The sequence below is a fragment of the Streptomyces sp. NBC_00690 genome (assembly GCF_036226685.1).
GTDB lineage: Bacteria > Actinomycetota > Actinomycetes > Streptomycetales > Streptomycetaceae > Streptomyces.
This window is the reverse complement of sequence record NZ_CP109009.1, coordinates 2,592,207-2,613,264: the sequence shown is the minus strand read 5'-3', so window position 1 is coordinate 2,613,264 and position 21,058 is coordinate 2,592,207. Positions and strand designations below refer to the sequence as shown.

Sequence of the window (21,058 nt, the reverse complement as noted above, 5' to 3'; positions counted from 1 at the left end):
CCGAAGGATGTGACGAGTCCGTTGGGGCAGAGAGGGTGACGGCTACTCGGGAGCGAACTCGTACTGAACCTCGTAGAGGTGGCCCGCCTTGACCATCACGGTGGCTTCGATGGGTCGGTTGCCGTCGGTGTAGACGACGCGAAGGGTCCGCAGTACAGGCAGATCGCCCGGCAGTTTCAGCACTCTGGACTGTTCCTGCGTGGGAACCCGCGCTGAGACGCGATCGGTGCTGAGTCTGGGAGGGAAGCCGAGGCTTGACAGCAAGGTAGGCGTCCCGCCCCGGATCTTGCGCTTCTCCATCATTGCTGTTCCACGGGCGAGGGCCAATGGGTAGTAGGAGTGCACCAGTTCTGCCGGCTCGTCATCGATGGTCAGCACCTGGGTACGCATGAGCGCCGCTTCCTCGGCCGAGAGGGCGAGCGCTGTTGCGATCTCCACGGGTGGCACGGTCTCCCGCACATCGAGGAGCGTGCTCCGAGTCTGGACGCCGTTCTTCGCGTTCTCGGTCAACCAGCGGTATGGAGTCCCTGTTGGGGACGGCGCCATGAACGAGGCAGGACGTATCGTTCGCTGTCTGTGGTCTCGCACGGTGACGGCTGCGCCCGCCCTACCGACGACGAGCCCCTCATCCTTGAGGAGCTGAAGTGCCTTCTGGACTGTGGCATTCGAGGCCGAGAACCTTGCTTTGAGCTGTGCGGTGGACGGCACCTTGGCTCCCGGAGCCAGTTCCCCGGACATGATTTCGTCGCGTAGGTCCGCGGCGATGCGCTCATGAAGGGACCGATGGTCGTGCGAGCCTGCTTCGGTGCTGGGCACTGTCATCCGATTCTGATTTCGTACTGCAGCCGCTGGCTGCTGGCTAGCATGATCATGACGTCTACCTGGATCGGATTGTCGTCCCGGTCCAGTGTGGTCCGCACCACTTGAAGGACCGGTTCGTCGTCTCCTGAACACAATGCCTCACGCTCATGCGCGTGGGGCATCCGGGCGCTGACGTCCTCGCGGGCGCGTGCGCCCACATATCCGAGCCCCGCGAGGTAGGTGACCGCTCCGCCTGGGATCTTGGTCGCCTGCGCCAACCGCGTATTGCGGGCGATCTCGGTGGAGTAGTAGCTGTCCGTCAGCTCGCACGGTCGTCCGTCGAGGAGCATGAGACGGCGGCGGACGACGACCGCGTCGCCTTCGTGAAGACCAAGCCGTTCGGCCACGTCTCGCGGCGCGGAAGCTTCACCTGCGTACAGGATTCGCTGGCGGCCCTGGCGCCCCTCCATTGCGGTCTCCGCACCCCAAGCCTCCCCCTGTCCCTTCGGCCGCGGTGCGAGATAGGGGGTCGAGGTGTTGATCCACTCGCCTGTGCTCACGGTGTCCTCCCTGCGCAGATGGCCATCTCACAAGCCTGCCGTCCCCCACGGTATGTGCATGGCTGGCTGCATCTCGCAGAGGATAAACTTTGCTGCTTTTCGTGAATAGCAATACGGTTTCGAGGTGTTGGTGGTTCAACGTTGAGGAGGCGGTTGTGGTGCCCCTGTTGCAGCGGCGAGGATTTCCACGATCCCCCGTGTCCGTCAGTGAAGTGAGAGCCTTCGCTGTCCATGTTCTAGGGGAGTGGGGTGTTACCGAGAGGCTGAGCGACGTTGAGCTGTGCCTTTCCGAACTGGCCACCAATGCGCTTCTGCATGGGGTTCCCGCAGGCAGGGAGTTCGGTGTCACGCTTGCCTTGGACGCAAGTCTCCTGCGGGCAGAAGTGCGCGACAGCGGCGACGGCACTCCCGTCGTGGACGCGCCGGACTGCGAACAGATGTCAGGGCGTGGGTTGTATCTCGTGCAGCACCTGGCCGATGGCTGGGGCTTCCGGAACCACGTGGTCGGAAAGTCCGTGTGGTGCGAGTTCAAGTTCGATCCTTGACCGGAAGGCGCGAGAGGCGAGGGTCCGCCATGTGTCCTCACCAGCCGGATACGCCCCAGGGCTGCCCTGAAGCCTCGCGCCGTCGCGGTGACCTACTGGTTTGTCCAGGCCCTCGGCTGGCGCAGGCGCTTGGGGGCCCTGTCGTTGATCGGGAGCTTCGGGAGCTGGTGCGGGAGCGCGCGGTACCAGGCGTAGGAGAGGGCGAAGCCGAAGGCCAGGCAGACTATTCCGCCCACCGCGTCCAACCAGAAGTGGTTGGCCGTCGCCACGATCACGATCAGTGTTGCCACCGGGTAGAGCGCACCGAGGATCTTCGCCCAGGGGGTCGATGCCAGGGCGAAGATGATCAAGCCGCACCACAGGGACCAGCCGATGTGCATCGACGGCATCGCCGCGTACTGGTTCGACATGTTCTTCAAGTCGCCCGATGCCATCGATCCCCAGGTCTTGTGGACCAGGACGGTATCGATGAAGTTCTGGCCGTTCATCAACCGAGGAGGGGCGAGCGGATACAGGTAGTAACCGACGAGGGCGACACCTGTCGTGGCGAAGAGGACGAGTCGCGCGGCTGCGTAGCGGCCCGGATGCCAGCGGTAGAGCCACACCAGTACACCGATGGTCACGATGAAGTGCAGTGTGGCGTAGTAGTAGTTCATGCCCACGATCAGCCATGTCACCGAGTTCACGGCGTGATTGACCGACTCTTCGAAGGCCAGGCCGATCGCCTTCTCGGCGTCCCAGATCCAGTCGGCGTTCTTCAGTGCCTGGGTCTTCTGCTCCGGGACCGCATTGCGGATCAGCGAGTACGTCCAGTAACTCACCGCGATCAGCAGGATTTCGAACCAGATGCGGGGACGGCGTGGAGAACGCAGGTTCTTGAAGCGCGCAAAACGGGAAGGGGGCGCTTCGGCATCCTCGTCCACCATGGGTGACGGGGTGGCCGTCTGGTCTTCCAGAGTCTTCACGGTCGCTTCACCCATGGGACGAGAGTCTGCCAGATGTGCGCCCACCCATCGATCATCCCTCGGTCTTGGATGGGACGCACCCGCTCCCCCTTATGGACGAGTCGGTCGTGCCCCACAGGTCGGGGGCGAACCCGGAGTGACCTTTGGGAGCCGTCGTGCTTGCACCCTCGAAGGGCCAGCTCAGACGGGTGGACGCAGACACGATACGTGGCCGTGGCCCTCCCGGGCCACCAGGGGTGGGTGCCTCAGCAGTGGCATCCGCCCCTTGGCTGCCCCTGGGTGTCAGCCGTCCACCGGGCCGCGCGGAGCGTATGGATCAAGCCATTCTCGGAGAGCTCTGGCTAGGGAGGGAAGCGGTACCCGGCGCTCCGGGGAGCGGGCCGCGGCGTCGATGCCCCCTCGACCGCGGACGCTGTTCGATGGGAGCTGCATGCTTCGCCGCGGTCAGACCGTCCACCATGCGCAACTCTCCGCCGGCAGTCGTACGACGTCCGCCGCGGGTGTCAGTTCCACCGAAGAGAGCGCGAGGCGCCCCGGCGTGGGCAGTTCGACGGCGTCCGCGAGAGCGTTGAGCGTGCAGACCACTCCGGACCGCCGGAAAACCAAGGTCCCCACCGGGCTCTCCAGCCACTCCATCTCGCCGTCGCCGAGACCCGTCAGCTGTTTGCGCAGAGTGATGGCCGAGCGATACAGCTCCAGGGTGGACCCCGGTTCGCCGCTCTGCGCCGCCACCGAGAGCGCCTTCCAGCCGTCCGGCTGGGGCAGCCAGCTTCCGCCGCGCCCGAAACCGTACGGAGCGGAGTCACCCGACCACGGCAGGGGTACGCGACAGCCGTCCCGTAGCCCTTCTTGCCCGTCACCACGGAAGAACGCCGGGTCCTGGCGCACCGAGTCCGGTAGGTCGACCTCCGGGAGACCGAGTTCTTCGCCCTGGTAGACGTAGGCGGACCCGGGCAGTGCCAGGGTCAGCAGGGCCGCGGCCCTGGCCCGGCGCAATCCCTGTTCCCCGCCCCCGTAGCGGGTCGTGTGGCGCACGACGTCGTGGTTGGAGAGGACCCAGGTGGTGGTAGCGCCCACCGAGGTCGTCGCTGCCAGGGAAGAGTCGATCACCTGCCGCATGGCGCTCGCGTCCCAGGCGCAGGTCAGGAACTGGAAGTTGAACGCCTGGTGCAGTTCATCGGGTCGCACATACAGGGCGAGCCGCTCCGCGGAGGGCGCCCATGCCTCAGCGACGCCGATGCGCTCGCCGTCGTAGGAGTCCAGGAGCCTGCGCCAGGAGCGGTGGATCTCGTGCACGCCGTCCTGGTCGAAGAACGGCAGCACCTGGGCGCCGATCATCTTGGCCTGCTCGCGGCGGCCGATGTCCGGCATCCCATCGGCCTTGATCATTCCGTGGGCGACATCGATGCGGAAGCCGTCGACCCCGAGGTCGAGCCAGAACCGCAGAATCGATTCGAACTCCTTGTGTACGGCGGGATGCTCCCAGTTGAGGTCGGGCTGCTCGGCCGCGAACAGATGGAGGTACCAGTCGCCGTCGGCCGTGCGGGTCCACGCGGGACCGCCGAACACGGACTCCCAGTCATTGGGCGGAAGTTCTCCCTCCGCGCCGCGACCGGGCCGGAAGTGGTAGCGGGCGCGTTCTTCCCCGCCGGCGAGCGCGGCCCGGAACCAGGCGTGCTGGTCGGAGGTGTGGTTGGGCACGATGTCCACGATCACCCGCAGGCCCAGCCGGTGGGCCTCGTACACCAGGGCCTGTGCGTCGGCGAGATTGCCGAAGAGCGGGTCGACCACCCGGTAGTCGGCCACGTCATAGCCGCCGTCCGCCTGGGGCGAGCCGTAGAAGGGGGTGAGCCAGACGGCGTCGACGCCCAACTCGGCGAGGTGGGGAAGCCGGGCCCGGGCGCCGGGCAGATCACCGATGCCGTCGCCGTCGCCGTCGGCGAAGGAGCGCACGTACACCTGGTAGATGACGGCGTCCCGCCACCAGTTCGTGGTGCGGGGGACGGGTTGGTCCGTGCGGGTGCGAGCGAGTTCCTGGGTCATGGACGTTCCCTCGTGAGGATGGGTACGGCGTCACAGCTGCCGTGGTGGCCGACACGCACGGGGGATGCTTTCCCCCCATCGGCGGGTCAACGCGCCCCTGCGTTCCCGGATGCGGCAGGATCGGCTGCCTTCGGGGTCTTCCGCAGGGCGCGCGTACGGAGCCTTCAGCGCCGTCGAGTGCGGTTGTGAGCCGGTCCCGACCCCGGTCCACCCCGTGCCTGAGGGTGGCGGGAAGCCGGGTGGGGAAGGGGTACCCCTTTACGAGGGCGCTAGCGGCGAGGATCAATATCCGGCGCGTTCAAGGCCAAGGCCGCTCGCCTGCTCCCTCCCGGCCGGTGGCCGGTAGAGAGGGTCAGCCGTTGCGCGGCGCTGGAACCGTATCGTCCGCGACGTCGGCGCTTGCCGGGCTGGTGGTGACGTCCACGGTGACGGCTGCCGCGGGGGCGAACGCCAACAGGCGCTCCAACAGATCCGCGAACGGCCCCTGCCCCGGCTCCTTGGCGAGCATGTCGACGATCACCCGTGCCATCTCGTCGTCGTACGCCGCGCTCACTGCGCACAGGGCGCCGAAGTCGTGCACCAACTGCAGCTCCAACTCGGCGCGCGGGATCTTCCGCCCGTCCAGCCAGAGCAGCGCGGTCGATTCGGCGAGCGCCACCCATGAGCGCACCACCAGGGTCAGTCGAACCGGTGGGGACTCGATGCCCAGGTGGCTCATGATCTGTTCGTACGCGGCCTGCCGCACCTCGTCGATCATTGCGTTGGTTGTGGTGGAGCCGATGGCCGGGCCGCCGCGCATGAGCGCGGAGAAACCGGGGCCGTGGTGGTCCACGAAGTCGAAGAAGCGGGTCATGACCCGCAGCAGCCGTGTGCCGAGGGGGCCTTCCTGCGGTTCCACGAACCGGCCGGCCAGGTCGTCGGCCGCGCGTCGCAGCGCCGCCTCGTACAGACTCTGCTTGCCGGGGAAGTAGTGGTAGACCAACGGTCGGGAGATGCCGGCCGCGGCGGCGATCTCATCGATGGACACCTCGTCGGGTGAGCGCGAACTGAACAGCTCCAACGCAACGCCGATCAGCTGTTGTCTGCGCTCCTCGACACCCATCCTGCGGCGAACCCCGGTGGTCATGCGAACACCCTACCGATGCCATACGCGCATGTGTTCTATAGGTGGCCCGATGTTGGGGACGCGGGCATGTGCTAGAAGCACCTTCCGCCCCCGGGCATTCAGTGTTCCGGAACGCCGTGGGTACGGGTGGATCGCCGCTCCCTCCGAACCCATCAGCCCAAGGCGCCCACCCGGGCGCCGTTGAGCAGGACGCCCGTCAACTCGGCCCGTGTGCCCTGGCGTGCGCGGATCGCCAGGAGCCGTCCGCGCGCCCGAGCGGTGACCCCGCCCGTCGCCGCGAGCGAGGTGAACCGGTCACTGCCCGCCGCCAGCACATACCAATCGCCCGCCGGCGACCGCCACACCACACCCGCGAGCGCCTTCGGATCGCGTACCCCACAGGCCGCGGAGTCGTCGGACCGCGCCACCACCGCACCCATCGGCGCCCCGGGCGCCTGGAACTGGGCCAACACCCGACTGCCCCGACCGCGCCAGGTCTCCGCACGCAGACACAGCCAGGACGCGGTGCCGGCCGACCGGGGCAACGGCTGCTGCGCATAGCGCCAGAGGTTCACCGTGCGCACACCGCGGCCCCGGACCTCCGGCAGCAGACAGGCCGTCGATGCCCAGACCGGCAGTGATGTCCGTGGGCGCACGTCCTGCGGGGCCGTCGGCGGGCCGAAGGTGAGCCGGGCCGGAGTCAACTCGCCCAGATCGGTCAGGAACCGGTCCACCGTTCCGTCCGCGATCTCCAGCGTCTCCCACGTCCGGCAGGTGCGGGCCTGCGCCGGGCTCGGCAGCGGTCGGGTCACCCCGTGCGCATCCCGAGGCAGCAACCGGGCATCGACGGCCGGGGCGAGGAGGTCCCGTACGGACACCTTCTGTACCCAGGGAGCCGTCAAGTAGCGGACGTTCCCGTCCGTGCGTCCCACCACGAGCGCGTCCGACGACAGGGCCTCCGCCCCATCGGTCCTGGCGAAGTCCAGTGCCGCACCCCGGGTCGAACCGGTCGGCTCGGCATAGCGGACCACCCGCAGACCGTCGTGCAGCAGCACCACCCGGACCTCGTCCACCAGGCCCGCGTAGAGCAGATGGGCGGGGCCCACCGGCGGCCCGGGGGGCGTGGCCGGGGTCGCCGACACCCGCACCGAACGGCCCGGGCGCGCCCACACGCTCAGGGCGCGCCCCAGGAGCGAGCGGTCCTCGGCCAGTTCCCCGCGCGCCGGCCACACCGAGAAGTCCAGTCGGGACGACTGCCGCCACACCGTGGGTGAGACCCGTACCAACCGCTCGGGGTCCAAGGCCCGCTCGGCGGCGGGGTTACGGGTGTACGGCGGGGCCGCAGCACCACGCTGCCCCCATCCCTCACCCGGCATCCCGAGGAGCGCACCGCACACCGCGAGCGCGGCGGCGCCCACCACGGCGGCCCGGGCGTGCTGGCGGCGGCGGATCAGATCGGGCGGCCGGACCTGGAGCGAGCAGGGGTCGAACTCCGTCGACGACAACAGGGCCCCGGCCCGGGGGTCGGCCCGGTGGGTTGCGGCGGCGTCAGTGACGGCCGCATCCGTGTCCTGCGCCCCTGCGGTGTGCAGCACCTGCCGCACCTCGTCCTCGTCCAGGCCCTCCAACTGCCGTAGTACGTACGCGGCGCGGGCCGGCCCGGAGAGCCGGGCGAGACGTCGGTCGAGGGCGAGTTCATCGGCGCCGCCCGAGCGGGGGAACACCCGCAGTCCCCAGATCCGGGGCAGCAGCGGTGGGAGCTGGGCGCGACGGGGGCGGGCGGACCAACTGAGCGGCAGCCCGGCTGCCAACGCCTGCTCGATCACCCGTGCCCGCAGATACGCGTAGCCGCTGCCGCCTTCGTCGACCCGGCCGCGCGGTAGCGAGCGCTGCACGAGGGAGTGGGAGGTCAGGACGCGGCGGTTGCGGCTGAGCGAGGGTGGCAGCACGAGATAGGCGATGCGTACGAGCCGGGGGTAGTGCTCGACGAGGGCGGCCTCGGCGTGTTCGAGTTCGAGGGAGGTCCCGGGCGAGGGGATGGTGTCCTGTGAGCGCACGTTCAGCTGAACGAGCGAATCGTCGTATGGTCACCCACGGGGGGTGGCTGGCGAATCACCCACCCCAACAGCCCCATCAGGGTCGCTCCCGGTGGGTGATTCACGATCGGGTGCCGCCCGGGGCATTCGACGGGGAGCGGTCCGGACCTGGTCGGCCGGTGTCGGCTGAGGTCGGGCCGGATGTGCTGTGGAGGACTTCGCGCCCCTGTTCGGCGGCGCGGATGATGCTCTCGCTGATGAAGTCCAGGAAGCGCGCGACGTTCTCCAACCGGTTGGCGGCGGGGGTGTGGGGGCCGAGGACGGCGACCCCTTCGCGTGCGGCTCGGACGAGTTGGTCATTGGAACGGGCGCTGGCGATCGTCGCCTGGTAGAAGAGGTCGTCGTCGACGACGTACCGGTCGCGGCGCCGCTCGTCGCGCTCTCGGCGCACAAGGCTCTGACCCTCTAGGAAGGTGATCGCCTTGGAGACCGAAGCCGGGCTGACCTGGAGGCGCTGGACCAGGTCGGATGCGGTGAGGCTGCCCGCGTCGCTGATGTACAGGCACGTCAGCACCCGGGCCATCATCTTGGGCAGGCCGGTTGCCATGAGGGTGGTGGTGAACGTCTCCTCGTACTCGGCCACCGCCTCGGGGTCGCGTCCGTACGACTGGGGAGCCACTGCCCCCGATCCCCGGGAGGATGCGGGCCTGCGGTGCGCGCGGCGTTCCGTGGCGCGGTGGGCCAGGTCGGCGCGGTAGGCCGTGGGGCCGCCGTTGCGCATCACCTCACGCGTGATCGTCGAGGTCGGACGGTCCAGACGTCTGGCGATCTCGGCGTAGGCGAGGCTGTCGGCCAGCCCCAGCGCGATCTGCTGGCGTTCCTGCTGGGTGAGTCTGCCTCCCGGCATCGCGTTCTCCTCGATGGTCCTGCGCGGTGGTCACTGGTGGCCCACTGTAGCGTTCGCTCTCTCGCCATTGCAATGAGTTGCCTCTTCTCGTTGCGTTATCGCTGAAATCATTGCAACAGTTGCATGCTCTCTAGCTGCAAAGATGCTTCTTCAGTGCAACAAGGCTGTTGCTTGGGATTGGAAAGCAACGTAGCGTTTCCGTTGTTGGAAAACGTGAACGAACATGGGAGAGCGCAATGCAGAAGTTCGACACCACCGCCCCGATCTCCGCGGTCCTGAACATCCCCGCCGGACGCATCCGCTTCATCGCCGCGGACCGTGCCGACACCACCGTCGAGGTCCTGCCCGCCGACCCCGCCAAGAGCCACGACAACAAGGCCGCCGAGCGGACCACCGTCACCTATGCCGACGGGGTCCTGCGGATCACGGCCCCGACACCCGGCACCCGGTCCTTCGGCCCCTCCGGGTCCCTGGAGGTCACCGTTCAACTGCCCGCCGGATCCCGCATCGAGGCCAGGGCCGCCAGCGCCGAACTCCGTGGCGTCGGACGCCTCGGCGACGTCGACTTCGAAGGTGCGTACCGAAAGATCAAGATCGACGAGGCTGGGAGCGTCCAACTCGCCGCGATCGAAGGCGACATCGAGATCGGCCGGCTCAACGGCTCCGCGGAGATCAGCACCGCACGCGGCGACATCCGCATCACCGAGGCCGTGGGTGGCACGGTCGTGCTCCGCACCCAGTCCGGTGACATCGCGGTCGGCGCCGCCGCCGGCGTCTCGGCCGCCCTGGAAGCCAACACCGACTACGGCCGCATCAGCAACGCCCTCAAGAACGACGGCACCACCGGACTCGACATCCGCGCCACCACCTCCCACGGCGACATCACCGCCCGCAGCCTCTGAAGGCGCAGGACCAGCCTCCGAAGGTGCAGCACCAGACAGGACCCGACCCCCGACTCACGCGAACAGGTGGAACCCATGACGAAGGACAGCACCTCATCGAACGCTGCGGCGTGGACCGGCATGGTGCCGGTCGACGATACGGCCCTGGCCGTCACCGACACCGGAGGCCCCGGCATCCCGGTGGTCTACCTCAACGGGCAGTTCTCCACCCAGTGGCACTGGCGGCGGGTCATAGCCGACCTGGGGACGGGGTGGCGCCACATCACCTATGACGAGCGGGCGCGCGGCAGGAAGTCGAAACGCTCGGCGGACTACTCCTTCGAGGCCGCCGTCCGGGACGTCGATGCCGTCCTTGCGGCCAGGGGCGTGGACCGGGCGCTGGTGGTGGGCTGGTCCTACGGAGCAGTCGTCGCGGCCCACTGGGCGAGCCGGAACCCGGACCGGACCCTGGGCGCGGTCATGGTGGACGGCGCGTACCCCGCGGACTGGCTGGACGAGGCCATGGAACGGCGGGTGCGGAAGCTGTTCCGGCGCATGAACTGGTTCCTGCCGTTGCTGCGCCCGACCGGCCTGGCCCCGAGGATGACCGCCGAACAGATGGCGGACAGCAACATCGAACTGGGCGAGCTCTCCCGTCTGGGCGAACTGGGCCCCGTGCTGGACTCCATCACCGTCCCGACGCGGTACGTGGTCGCTTCGGGGGTCTCCTTCGGAAGCAAGGGGGACGAGCAGGAACAGCTGCGCACCAGCCTCGATGAGGTGGTCGTCCGCAACCCGAACATCCAGATCGGCGCGAAGGTCGCCAGTAACCACGGGACGATCCTGAGGAAGGACTCCCCAGCCGTCGCCGACGCCGTACGCGAGGTCGCCGCCCCGGACCACGGGGGCCGCCGCTGACGACCCGCCAGTGCCATGGCAACGAGCAGCGCGGGAAGCAGGCGGTGCAGTGGATCGGGTAGCAGCGGTACTTCAGCCGCCGGTGACCTCCCAGCCGCTGAAGTTGACCGTCCCACGTGCGCCGCTGCCTCCGTTTATGGCCGTCATGAAGAACCCCACGTCCTGGCTCGATGCCGCGCCCGCCACCGAGACCGTCGCCACCGTCCGCCAGGTGGCGCCTCCGTCCACCGAGCAGGCCCCCGTGAGCGAGGTCCCCGCCCCGCGCGTGAGCCGCAGGAGCACGGGAGCCTTCACCCCCGTGATCCGCCGGTAGGTGTCGAGCGTGCCGTCGCCGTTGGAGTCGTAGGACAGCGCCACGCCCTGGCCCGGAGTCACCGCCAGATTGGCGAACCCCGGATCGCCGGGGGTGCCCAGCCGATTGCGCACGATGATGCCGGCGCGCGCCCAACTGGCCGTCCGGTCCTGGGAGTCCACCCGAAGCGTCACGCTCGTGCCCTGGCGCAGTACGCCCTCCCGGTAGGCGGTCCCGAACTGGGCCGTACCCCGCCACAGGTCGTGGCCCGCGCCGTTGATGGCAAAGCGCTGCTCGAACTGACCGAAGACCGCAGCATTGCTGGTGAACGTGCGCCACGGGGAGTCCAGCGGCGCGGCGATGTGCACCGCCCCCTGTTGGGTCACCGACACCCGGTCCTCGTCCTGGGGCCCGTACCGGGTGCGCAGGGAGTAGGGCAGTGGACGCAAGGGCGCGGTGAGCGGCTCGGTGGGTGCGGTGACCCGCCAGGAGACGGTTCCGGTGCCGCCCGCCGCCACCGATGCCACCGATGTGGGGCCCTGCGGTTCGGGCGTGACGCCGTCGACGGTCAGGTCGAAGTCGACGGCTCCGGTGGCCCGCAACCCGTTGAGGTTGCGGAAGGAGGCCGTCACGGTCCCGGAACTGCCCGGGGTGAACGCGGGCGGGTCCACGCTCACCGAGGCGAAGCCTTGGTAGGGCGCGGTGGTGAGGGTCTCCAGCACCCGCTGGGCCGTGCGGTGGGCGTCTCCGGTCGGGCGGACCGGATAGGTGCGCCGGTCCTTGGTCCATGCCTCCTCGGCCGCGTACCAGTCGATCGCCTTGGGGGCGCGGTTCTCGCTCAGCGCGGCGACGAGTTCGGCGAGGTACGCCTCCCACTGCGGTACGTGGACGTCGGCGAGCAGTCCGTGCCAGTCCCGGTTGGCGTAGTTGCTCAAGTGGCCGGCCACCACCCGGTCGCCCCAGGTCGTGACGAGGACACGGGCGGTGCGTTCGAGCTCCACGGCCTCCTCGGGGCTGGTCGCGAACCGTTTGGCGTCCTCCAACCACGGCCCGAGGAGGAACAAGCGGTGGCAGCCGGCCATGGTGTCGCTGAGCCGCATCAGCTTCAACCAGAGGGCCGACAGCGCCTTCAGGGTCTCCACGTCCTTGTCGGCGTAGGCCGCGCGCAGGGGGAGTTGGAGCGTACGGGAGCGGTTGGCGAGCGCCTGGCGGGCCACGTCGGTGAGGTCGTGGCGGTAGGCGTCGTTGTCGCGCAGTTCGGGGCGGACCTTGAGGAGCTGCTCCAGGGCCCGGTCGAAGGCGGCCGGGTCGAAGGCCGTGCCGATGGCCGATGTGAGGTTGGGCCGGCGGCCGAAGTGGGAGTCGAAGGGGCGGCCGTCGGTGCTGGTGAGCTGGTACGCGGTCGTGGCCAGCGCTGCGAAGGCCGCTTTCGCCGCCGGGTCGTCGCCGCCGTAGCGGATGGTGGCGTACTCGGCGAACCAGGCGGCCCGGTCGATGGGCTCCGTGCGCCAGGCGAGCTCGCTGAAGAGTTCCAGGGCGGCCGGGTCCCGTTCGGCCGCCTCCGGCATGTACGCGGTCCCCACCAGGGCACTGCCCGGTTTGTCGCGCCAGGCGGTGAACTTGGCCGTCCAGCGGTCGGTGTTCGCTCCGATCGTGGTCCGGCCACCGAAGTTGGGGATCGTGCCGAAGGCGTAGGGCGCGCCGCCCCACTCCGCGTCCCGGTCCGTGACCGTGTCCAGGTCGGACAGGCCGTCCACGATCAGCACCCGATCGGTGTCGATCGCGTCCAGCAGCGCCGGGCGGGGGTTGGACTGCCAGCCGAGGATCACCCAGGTCGCCTCGGGGCGGGCGGTGCGCAGGGAGGTCTCGACCGCGCGGGCCGCATCCGCGACGGGTACGTCACCTGCGGTGCCGCCCTCGTGCAGCAGGTCCATCTTGAAGTAGTCGATGTCGCCGAACAGTTCCGTCTGGTGGCGGTAGTAGGCGGCGGCGATCTCCGTGAAGACGGTGGTCCGTGGATCGAGCCAGTCGGGTCGGGGCAGCCCGTTCCAGGTGCCCTGCGGGATGACCCGGGCGCCCGGGTTGCGGGCGGCGAAGCCGTCGGGGACGGTCCCGAAGTATCCGGGCAGCACCGGCCGCATGCCCAGTTGGCGCAGCCGATCGACGATCTTGCGCCCGAGTTCCGTGCGGGCCGCCAGCAGCGCGGGGGACACCGGGCCGCCGTACTCGCTCATGTTCTGGAGCAGCCACCACGGCTGGTGGGAGGGGGCCGGTAGCCAGGTGTCGGCCTCGGTGTCCGAGTAGCCGAAGTCCTTGAGCAGTCGGTGGTAGACGGCCTCTTGCCCGGGGGTGACCAGGACTTCGTTGCAGCCGTGCAGGGCGAGGACGTCGATCAGGCGTTCCCAGCGCGCCCAGTCGGCGTAGGGGGCGGTGTAGCCGTCGTGGGTGTCGTTGTAGGCGAAGCGGTGCGGCACGGTCGCCCGCTGCTCCAAGGCCCTACGGGGCGCGGGGAGCACGACGGGCAGGTCGACCTGGCTGCCCGACCAGGAGATCTGGGCGCGGCATACGTACTTGAGGTACCAGTGGACACCGGTGAGCAGTACGGCGGGGGAGGTGCCCGAGACCTCGATCCGACCGGTGGTGCCGGTGACCTTGAATCGTTCGGCGCCCTCGATCGCCGTGAGCCGGAACTGGTCGGCGTGGTCCGGGAGGAGTCGCCGTAGCGCGGTGAGCGCCGGAGCAGTGCTGAAGAGGGCCCGGCGCACCGGGTGCCGGGTCAGCGCCGCGGCGCCGGGGGCGGGGCCGGCGAGTGCCGCTCCCGCGCCGATGGCTCCCGCGGTGCCCAGGACCGTACGTCTCGACAGTTCGGACATCAGGATTCCTCCGGCTGACCCGTATCCGTGATCGCGCAGTGACAGTAGGTGCGCGCGTGGCGCACGTTACTCGGCGTTCGCCCGCGGGGAAGCGCGGTGCGGGGGCACGATGGCCGGATGCGGACGAGGACGAAGATCCGGCGCGGGCGTACGGCCCGTACGGCATGGGCAGTTGTGGCACTCGCGCTCATCACAGGGTGTTCCTCGGGCGGTGACGGCGGTCGGCGTGGCGACGGCGACAGTGCGCCCTCACGGCGCGCGAGCTCTCCCGCGCCGGCCGTCGGCACCCTGGAGCAGCTGGCGGCGCGGGCGAGTTGCACACCGAACGTCCAGACGGACGCGGAGGAACTGCGACAGGCGAACTGCACCACGTCCGACGGCAGGTATGTGCTGACGACCTTCGCCACCGACCATGGACTCCACGAATGGATCACCGAGGCCAAGGACTACGGGGGCACCTACCTCGTGGGCAGCCGCTGGGTCGCCGTGGGCGACGAGAAGGTGATTACGGCGCTGCGCGGTCGGCTCGGGGGCACGGTCGAAAGCGGTTCGCTCCACCACTCAGGAGGAAGTGGGGGGAGTGGTGGTGGGGGGAGCGATGACCATTCGGACCATGGGAGCTGACCGCGCAGGACTGGGGGGCGCCGCCGAACGGCGGCGCCGGGTGTGCCGTGAGGATCGTGGACCGGGCGTACCACGGTCCGGTCATGCCGGATGGCCGGATCGGCCCCCGCGCCAAGAGGGGCCGATCCGGCCTGCTCAGATCACCGGCACTTCTCGCCCCGGTTGATGCAGCCGACCATGCGATCCATCAACTTCCTGTCGAAGACGTTGATGAAGTCGCCGTGGTCGGTGACCGGCTTGTGCAGTTGCTCCGGAAAGGAGTCCACGGCGAAGCCCGGCCCCGGCGGAACCTTGTAGACGATCCGCTGGACGAGTTGGGGGATCGCCTTGAAGCCCTGACCACAGCGGCCGTTGCGGTCGGCGAAGGCCACATGGGTGCGGTGGTTCGCACTGTCGGTGTTCCGGCCGTCCCAGCAGCTTTGGAAGTTGAAGGTCCGCACCACTTGGCTGCCGCTCGGGCAGATCGGGTACTTGTCCTTCAACTGGCGGTCCTCGAAGCCGGTGCAGCTCCAGGAGGCGTTGGCATTGCCCGGACCGTTGACGAACGCCTTGGCGTCGCCGGTGATGATGCGCAGGAATCGGGGCATTGCGGTGACCTTGCCGACCGCGCTGCCGCGGAAGGACAGGGTCACCTGGGTCGGCGTCTGGATCTCGCCGACGTTCTTGTCCCTGCCGCCACCGTCCTGGTTGGCGTCGCTCTCGGCCCGACCGTTCTGCACCCGCAGGACGGGCCAGTAGTAGGAGGACCGGTCCCCGCGGTTGCTACAGGTCGTACGGGCCCTTGCCAGGTCCTCGTCGCTCGCGAAGGCGTCGTTGCCCTGGTTCCCGATGTAGTCGTGCATGTGGTGCGCTCCATTGGAGACGCCCGGGGCGACGATCACATTGTCGGAGTTGAACAGGCCGGCCGCGTTCACGCCGCAGTTGGACGAGAACGTGCCCCGGGAGGAGCCCCGGCGCTGTTGGGCGCTTTGCACATTGGGGCGTACGGAACGGATGTCGACGAAGTCGGAGCGCACCGGGCCGTTCCCGCTCTGGCCGCTGCCGCCCTGACCGTTGCCGGGTGGACGGGGGCGGTTCGGGGGACGGTTCCCGTTCCCGTTGCCACCGCCGGGGCGGTTGCCCTTCACCTCGTTGTCGTCGTCATCGTCGTCGGCGTCATCTTCATCGTCATCGCCAGCAGCCGTACGCATGGTGCACGCCGCCATGCCCTGCATGCCCCGGGGCTGCGCGCCGTTGCGTTCGATGGCGGCGACGATCCGGTCGATGCTCTTTCGGCGGTCGTCCTGCAACGGGTCGAGGATCGTCTCATCGGCGACCGCAGGATCGCTCTGGACCTGCTCTCTGCGCTCGTCGAACCGCTGGTAGGCATCGGCGATCTGGGTGTCCATCGCCGCCATTTCGCGGTCCACCTCGGCCCGTGCCGGAGGCGGCATCTCGCGTGGCAGCCCGTCCGCGACCTCGGGGCAGTCGATGGTCGACACCTGCCGTCCGGCGTAGGGGTTCTGCGCCTTCTGGCCGGAGCGGCCTTCACCCGCGGAGGCGTTCACATTGACGGCTACCAGCCCACCTCCGCCCAGGATCAGCGCCAACGTCGAAACGATCGCACGGTTCGCCAGCTTCGAGCGTTTTCTCGTCTTGCGTCCCAAGGGAACTCCTCTGCTTCGTCGCCGGGGAGATGGTCGTTTGAGGGTTCTCGCAGGTTCCCCGGCAGAGGGAGAAGCGCGCCGTTCCATACGGACCGGGCCGCGGGGGTGTTCACCCCGGAGTGGAATTCGGAGGAAGGTACAGCGTCAAAACCGACACCAATGAACAAAGTGGTCCGGTGTGAGGCGGACGGTCGGAGCCGGGTCGCCCCCCGGCTCTTGCGAGTGCCGGAGCCGTGCCGGCTCTCTCAGCCCCGGTCCAGATACGCCAGCACGGCGAGCACCCGCCGGTTGTCGTCGTCGGACACCGGGAGCCCGAGCTTTCCGAAGATGTTGGACGTGTGTTTGGCCACCGCGCGCTCGGTGACGACCAACTGGGAGGCGATCGCCGCATTCGAACGCCCCTGTGCCATCAGCTCCATCACGTCCCACTCGCGCGGGGTCAATCCCCCCAGGGGCCGGTCGTTCGAGCGCCGGGTGAGCAGTTGGGAGATCACCTGCGGGTCCATGGCCGTGCCCCCCGCCGCCACCCTGCGCACGGCGTCGATGAACTGGTCGGCGTCGAAGACCCGGTCCTTGAGGAGGTAGCCGACCCCGCCGTCCCCGTCCGCGAGGAGTTCTCGCGCGTACAACTGCTCCACGTGCTGGGACAAGACGAGCACCGGCAGACCCGGTCTGGCGCGCCGTGCCGCCAGCGCGCACTGGAGGCCCTCGTCCGTGTGGGAGGGCGGGAGACGTACGTCGACCACGGCGATGTCGGGTTTCCCCTCGGCCAACGCCTCGGTGAGCTCCGGGCCGCTCTCCACGGCGGCCACGATGTCGAAGCCGTACGCCTCCAACAGCCGCACGAGGCCGTCGCGCAACAGGAAGAGGTCTTCGGCTAGGACAACGCGCACGGGATCTCCATCGTGACCATCGTCGGTCCGCCCACCGGGGAGGAGACGGCGAGCACCCCGTCGAAGGTGCCGAGCCTGCGTTCCAGTCCGCTCAGCCCCGACCCGGATGCCGGCGAGGCGCCGCCCCTGCCGTTGTCGGTGACGGCGATCCGCAGGCCGCCCGTCCCATGGCTGATGTCCACCCAGATCCGATCCGCACCCGAGTGCTTCACCGCATTGGCGAGCGCCTCGCTCACCGCGAAGTAGGCCGCCGACTCCACCGGTGCGTCGGCGCGGCCCGTCAGTTCCACGTCCACCTCGGTCCGCAGCGGCAGCCGCAGCGCGAGCGCCTTCACCGCATCCCCGAGGCCCCGTTCCGCCAGTACCGGAGGATGGATGCCGCGGACCAGGTCCCGAAGCTCCGCCAGCGCCTCGGCCGAGGTCGCCCGGGCCCGGCCGATCAACTCCTTCGCCTGCGCCGGATCACGCTCGATCAGCGCCTCCACCGCGCTCAGGTTCATCCCCACCGCCACCAGCCGGGCCTGGGCGCCGTCGTGCAGATCGCGTTCGATACGGCGCAGCTCCGCCGCCGAGGAGTCCAGTGCGTCGTGCCGGGTCTCGGTCAGCCGACCGATGCGCTGTTCCAGAGCGGCCCGGCTCGGCGCCAACAGTCCGGCGATCGTGAAGTGGGTCCGCACCAGGAGGGAGTTGTACCTGAACCCGATGCCGATCAGCGCGACACCCACCAGCGCCGCGGCCACCGCCGTACTGGCCCCGCCCACGGGTACGAACGTGTACCAGAAGGTGTGCTGCGACGACACCAGCGGCTTCCACAGGCCCAGGGGCAGCAACAGCCCGAAGACACCGTGGGCGAACAGGCCAGGGGCCACGACGGCGACGGTCGCACCGGCCGTGGAGTCCACGAACAGCCACTGCACATCCCGCCAGGTCGCCGGGTCCCGCAGCAAGTGCGCACAGCGCTCCACCTGACCCGTCACACCCCGCCGCACATCCCGTGGCAGCGGCCGGTACCCGGCCGGTATCAGCACCCCGCTCCAATCGGCCGCCAGTCGCCTGCGCTGATTGGCATGGGCCCTTACCAGCGCCAACACCGCGGGGGTGGTCAGGACTCCGATCCCCACCACGGTCAGGGCCAGGGACACCACGGTCAGCACGAACAGCGTGATCGAACCGATGAGTGCCATCAGGGTCAGGGCCAGTCCCCTGGCACCGGCGAGCAGCGACGCACGCACCGTCGTGGCGTTCATGGATCCCCCTCCTCGTCCCCGTGGTGAGCAGTCTGGCCCGCGGGCCCGATCAGGTCACTGGGCCCTGCCCCCGGCCGTGGGGTGGTGCTGGCACCACCCCACACCCTCGCCTTTTGGCTCCGCGAACGGGGGGTTCGACGGCTGGGGGAGAGCGCCGCGGGTTTCTAGCGTCGTCGTCGAACGGCACGGGCCCATCGGCTCCGTCGCCAAGGCCCGGTGCCCATCTCGGCCCGACCCCTGGGGGGACTGAACGTCATGAGACGCAATCTCGCGGCTCGCATCGGTGTGTGGAGCGCGCACCACCGCACGGCGGCCATCGTCGGCTGGCTGCTCTTCGTCGTGCTGTCCGCCGTGGCCGGCGGTGCGGCCGGCATCGTCGAGATGTCGGACTCGGAAGCGGGAGCCGGGGACTCGGCGCGAGCCCAGAAGATCCTGGAGGACGCCGGTCTGGACCGACCGGCAGGAGAACTCATCCTGGTCAGCGCCGAAACGGCCGGAGGATGGCGGACCGCGGCGACCGAGGTCACGGCCGTGCTCAAGGCGAGCGACGACGTCAGGAAGGTGGAGCCGCCGTTGGCGTCCGATGATGGACGCGAGGCGCTGATCCGGCTGGAGATGGCAGGCGATCCCACCACCGCGGGGGACCGGGTACAGCCCGTGCTCGACGCCGTGCGCGAGGTGGACCAGAGCCACCGGGACGTCGAACTGCACCAGTTCGGCGACGCCAGCGCGGACAAGCGGCTCGGTGATCTGCTCACCGACGACTTCCAACGGGCTGAACTCACCGCCGTACCCCTGGCACTGGGCATTCTGCTGGTCGCATTCGGAGCGGTCGTCGCCGCGCTGCTCCCCGTCGGGCTGGCGCTGACCGCATGCCTGGCAGCCTTCGGGCTGCTGTCCCTGGCCAGCCACCAACTGCACCTCTTCCAGACGACTTACTCGGTCATGTTCCTGATGGGACTGGCCGTCGGTGTGGACTACTGCCTGTTCTACCTGCGGCGGGAGCGCGACGAGCGAGCCGCCGGCCGCGACGCCGAGACCGCGCTGCGGATCGCCGCCGCCACCAGCGGTCGGGCCGTGCTGATCTCCGGGGTCACCGTGATGGTGGCGATGGCGGGCATGTTCCTGTCCGGTCTGATGCTGTTCGAGGGGTTCGCACTCGCCACCATCCTTGTCGTCCTCATCGCGATGCTCGGCTCGGTCACCGTGCTGCCCGCACTGCTGTCCTGGCTGGGGGACCGCGTCGACGCCGGCCGGATACCGCTGCTGGGCCGTCGGCGCGCCCGGGCACACGGAAGCGGCGGCGCCTTCGCAGGAGCGGTCCTCACGCCCGTACTGGCGCGGCCCAAGCTCTTCGCCGCCCTCGGCGTCCTCACCCTGCTGGCGCTCGCGGCCCCCGCGATCGGGATGAAGACCGAGCAACTCGGCATGGAGAAGCAGTTCGGCTCCGACTCACCGCTCTCCGTCGCCTACCAGCGCATCACCGACGCCTTCCCCGGCGGCCCCGAGCCGGCACGGGTGGTGGTGCGGGCGAACGACATCACCGCCCCACCGGTACGCGCCGCCCTGGCCGGCTTCGACCGGGTCACCGTGGACCGCGAGCACGATGTGGCGCAGATCGATGTGCCGCTCGCGGGCAACGGTAGTGACGCACGCTCCCGGCAGGCGCTGACCGAACTCCGCGAGCAACGGCTACCGGCAGCGTTCGACGGCACGGGAGCAGACGTCCACGTCACCGGCTCACTCGCCGAGTCCGTCGACTACAACCAGCAGCTCAGGCGCGGCATCGTGCCCGTCTTCCTCTTCATCACGGCCGTGACCTTCCTCCTGATGCTGTTCTGCTTCCGCTCCTACGTCATCGCCTTGACCTCGATCGTGCTCAATCTGCTGTCGGTGGCCGCCGCCTACGGAGTGATGGTCGCCGTCTTCCAACACGGCGTTGGCGCCGCCCTCCTGGGTACGGAGGCGGTGGGCGCGATCCAGAGCTGGCTGCCCCTGTTCGTCCTGGTGGTGCTCTTCGGACTGTCGATGGACTACCACGTCTTCGTGGTCTCCCGCATCCGGGAAGCCTGGGACGGCGGGGCCGACACCCAGACAGCGATCGGCGAAGGCATCCGTCGTACCGCGGGCGCGGTGACGGGAGCCGCAGCCATCATGGTCGCCGTGTTCGCGGTGTTCGGCACGCTCTCCATGCAGGACATGAAGCAGATGGGCGTCGGGCTGGCCGTCGCCGTGCTCCTGGACGCGACCGTGGTCCGCATGGTGCTGCTGCCGTCGGTGATGGCCCTGCTGGGCGAGCGCAACTGGCGTACGCCCAGGATGCTGCGCCGACTGCCACGGATGGAGCACGGTGACGAGCCCGCCCCGATGGCGGCGGGACGAGAGCCGTCACGCTGATTCGACCGCGGCCACCCGGTACTGCTGGACCTGTGCCTCCAAGATCGCCGCGGACTGGTCCGGGTCCGGCCCCGAACCCCGGAACTCGGCCAGCTCCGCGTCGGATGCCCACCGCTCGTACACGATGACCCGATCGTCCTCCAACAGGTCGGCCGCGATCACGAACTCCTGACAGCCGGGTGCGGTTCGGGCCGCGATCACGACCTTTCGGCACCCGGTCACATAGGCGTCCCGGACGAGCGGGTCGACCCGCAGCCAACCGGACACGATCACCATGGAATTCCTCCTTGCACAGCGCACGAACGGCCGGAGCGGTCCCGGCCCA

17 protein-coding genes are annotated in these 21,058 nt (G+C 69.3%); 5 read left to right on the top strand and 12 right to left on the bottom strand.

Annotation, left to right across the window (positions count from 1 at the left end; translation table 11 throughout):
- Window positions 1-42: 42 nt before the first annotated feature.
- Window positions 43-822 (bottom strand): GntR family transcriptional regulator, encoded by a 780-nt coding sequence (locus OID54_RS11540; protein ID WP_329017812.1) that lies wholly within the window; start codon window positions 820-822, stop codon window positions 43-45.
- Window positions 819-1,361, bottom strand: a complete 543-nt coding sequence (locus tag OID54_RS11535; RefSeq protein WP_329017809.1) for a UTRA domain-containing protein — start codon at window positions 1,359-1,361, stop codon at window positions 819-821. Before OID54_RS11535 ends, OID54_RS11540 begins: the two co-directional genes overlap by 4 nt.
- A gap of 158 nt (window positions 1,362-1,519) precedes the next feature.
- Between OID54_RS11535 and OID54_RS11530 the strand changes: the two genes are divergently transcribed.
- Window positions 1,520-1,906, top strand: a complete 387-nt coding sequence (locus OID54_RS11530; protein WP_443055767.1) for an ATP-binding protein — start codon at window positions 1,520-1,522, stop codon at window positions 1,904-1,906.
- A gap of 92 nt (window positions 1,907-1,998) precedes the next feature.
- On the opposite strand, the gene OID54_RS11525 is transcribed toward OID54_RS11530, so the two are convergent.
- From OID54_RS11525 to OID54_RS39180, 5 genes are all read right to left on the bottom strand, one after another.
- Complete coding sequence (locus tag OID54_RS11525) at window positions 1,999-2,886, bottom strand: phosphatase PAP2 family protein (RefSeq protein ID WP_329017807.1); 888 nt, start codon at window positions 2,884-2,886, stop codon at window positions 1,999-2,001.
- 429 nt (window positions 2,887-3,315) lie between these two features.
- Complete coding sequence (locus OID54_RS11520) at window positions 3,316-4,914, bottom strand: glycoside hydrolase family 13 protein (protein WP_329017804.1); 1,599 nt, start codon at window positions 4,912-4,914, stop codon at window positions 3,316-3,318.
- A 352-nt stretch (window positions 4,915-5,266) separates the two neighbouring features.
- Window positions 5,267-6,040, bottom strand: coding sequence for a TetR/AcrR family transcriptional regulator (locus OID54_RS11515; RefSeq protein ID WP_329017801.1), 774 nt, complete (start codon window positions 6,038-6,040; stop codon window positions 5,267-5,269).
- A gap of 152 nt (window positions 6,041-6,192) precedes the next feature.
- Window positions 6,193-8,076, bottom strand: a complete 1,884-nt coding sequence (locus tag OID54_RS11510) for a hypothetical protein (protein WP_329017798.1) — start codon at window positions 8,074-8,076, stop codon at window positions 6,193-6,195.
- A gap of 100 nt (window positions 8,077-8,176) precedes the next feature.
- Window positions 8,177-8,962, bottom strand: a complete 786-nt coding sequence (locus OID54_RS39180) for a helix-turn-helix domain-containing protein (protein ID WP_443055563.1) — start codon at window positions 8,960-8,962, stop codon at window positions 8,177-8,179.
- A gap of 236 nt (window positions 8,963-9,198) precedes the next feature.
- Between OID54_RS39180 and OID54_RS11495 the strand changes: the two genes are divergently transcribed.
- Window positions 9,199-9,864 (top strand): DUF4097 family beta strand repeat-containing protein, encoded by a 666-nt coding sequence (locus OID54_RS11495; RefSeq protein WP_329017794.1) that lies wholly within the window; start codon window positions 9,199-9,201, stop codon window positions 9,862-9,864.
- A gap of 75 nt (window positions 9,865-9,939) precedes the next feature.
- A complete protein-coding gene (locus OID54_RS11490; RefSeq protein WP_329017791.1) occupies window positions 9,940-10,761 on the top strand; it encodes an alpha/beta fold hydrolase in 822 nt (273 codons plus the stop codon).
- 72 nt (window positions 10,762-10,833) lie between these two features.
- Here OID54_RS11490 and OID54_RS11485 read toward each other — a convergent pair whose 3' ends face one another.
- Entirely contained in the window at window positions 10,834-13,926 is a 3,093-nt protein-coding gene (locus tag OID54_RS11485; RefSeq protein ID WP_329017789.1) for an alpha-N-acetylglucosaminidase, read from the bottom strand.
- Window positions 13,927-14,043: 117 nt separating this feature from the next.
- Between OID54_RS11485 and OID54_RS11480 the strand changes: the two genes are divergently transcribed.
- Complete coding sequence (locus tag OID54_RS11480) at window positions 14,044-14,550, top strand: hypothetical protein (protein ID WP_329017788.1); 507 nt, start codon at window positions 14,044-14,046, stop codon at window positions 14,548-14,550.
- A 140-nt stretch (window positions 14,551-14,690) separates the two neighbouring features.
- Here OID54_RS11480 and OID54_RS11475 read toward each other — a convergent pair whose 3' ends face one another.
- The 3 genes from OID54_RS11475 to OID54_RS11465 all read right to left on the bottom strand — a co-directional run bounded on the left by OID54_RS11475 (window position 14,691) and on the right by OID54_RS11465 (window position 18,336).
- Window positions 14,691-16,196 (bottom strand): DUF1996 domain-containing protein, encoded by a 1,506-nt coding sequence (locus tag OID54_RS11475; protein ID WP_329017785.1) that lies wholly within the window; start codon window positions 16,194-16,196, stop codon window positions 14,691-14,693.
- Between the two features lie 245 nt (window positions 16,197-16,441).
- Window positions 16,442-17,089, bottom strand: coding sequence for a response regulator transcription factor (locus OID54_RS11470; protein WP_329017783.1), 648 nt, complete (start codon window positions 17,087-17,089; stop codon window positions 16,442-16,444).
- Window positions 17,074-18,336, bottom strand: a complete 1,263-nt coding sequence (locus OID54_RS11465; protein WP_329017779.1) for a sensor histidine kinase — start codon at window positions 18,334-18,336, stop codon at window positions 17,074-17,076. Before OID54_RS11465 ends, OID54_RS11470 begins: the two co-directional genes overlap by 16 nt.
- Before the next feature lie 255 nt (window positions 18,337-18,591).
- On the opposite strand from OID54_RS11465, the gene OID54_RS11460 reads away from it, so the two are divergent.
- Complete coding sequence (locus tag OID54_RS11460; RefSeq protein WP_329017776.1) at window positions 18,592-20,733, top strand: MMPL family transporter; 2,142 nt, start codon at window positions 18,592-18,594, stop codon at window positions 20,731-20,733.
- On the opposite strand, the gene OID54_RS11455 is transcribed toward OID54_RS11460, so the two are convergent.
- Window positions 20,725-21,009 carry a putative quinol monooxygenase gene (locus tag OID54_RS11455; protein ID WP_329017773.1) on the bottom strand — a complete coding sequence of 95 codons (285 nt, stop codon included), beginning with the start codon at window positions 21,007-21,009 and terminating at the stop codon, window positions 20,725-20,727. The genes OID54_RS11460 and OID54_RS11455 overlap by 9 nt on opposite strands.
- Between the last annotated feature and the right edge of the window lie 49 nt (window positions 21,010-21,058).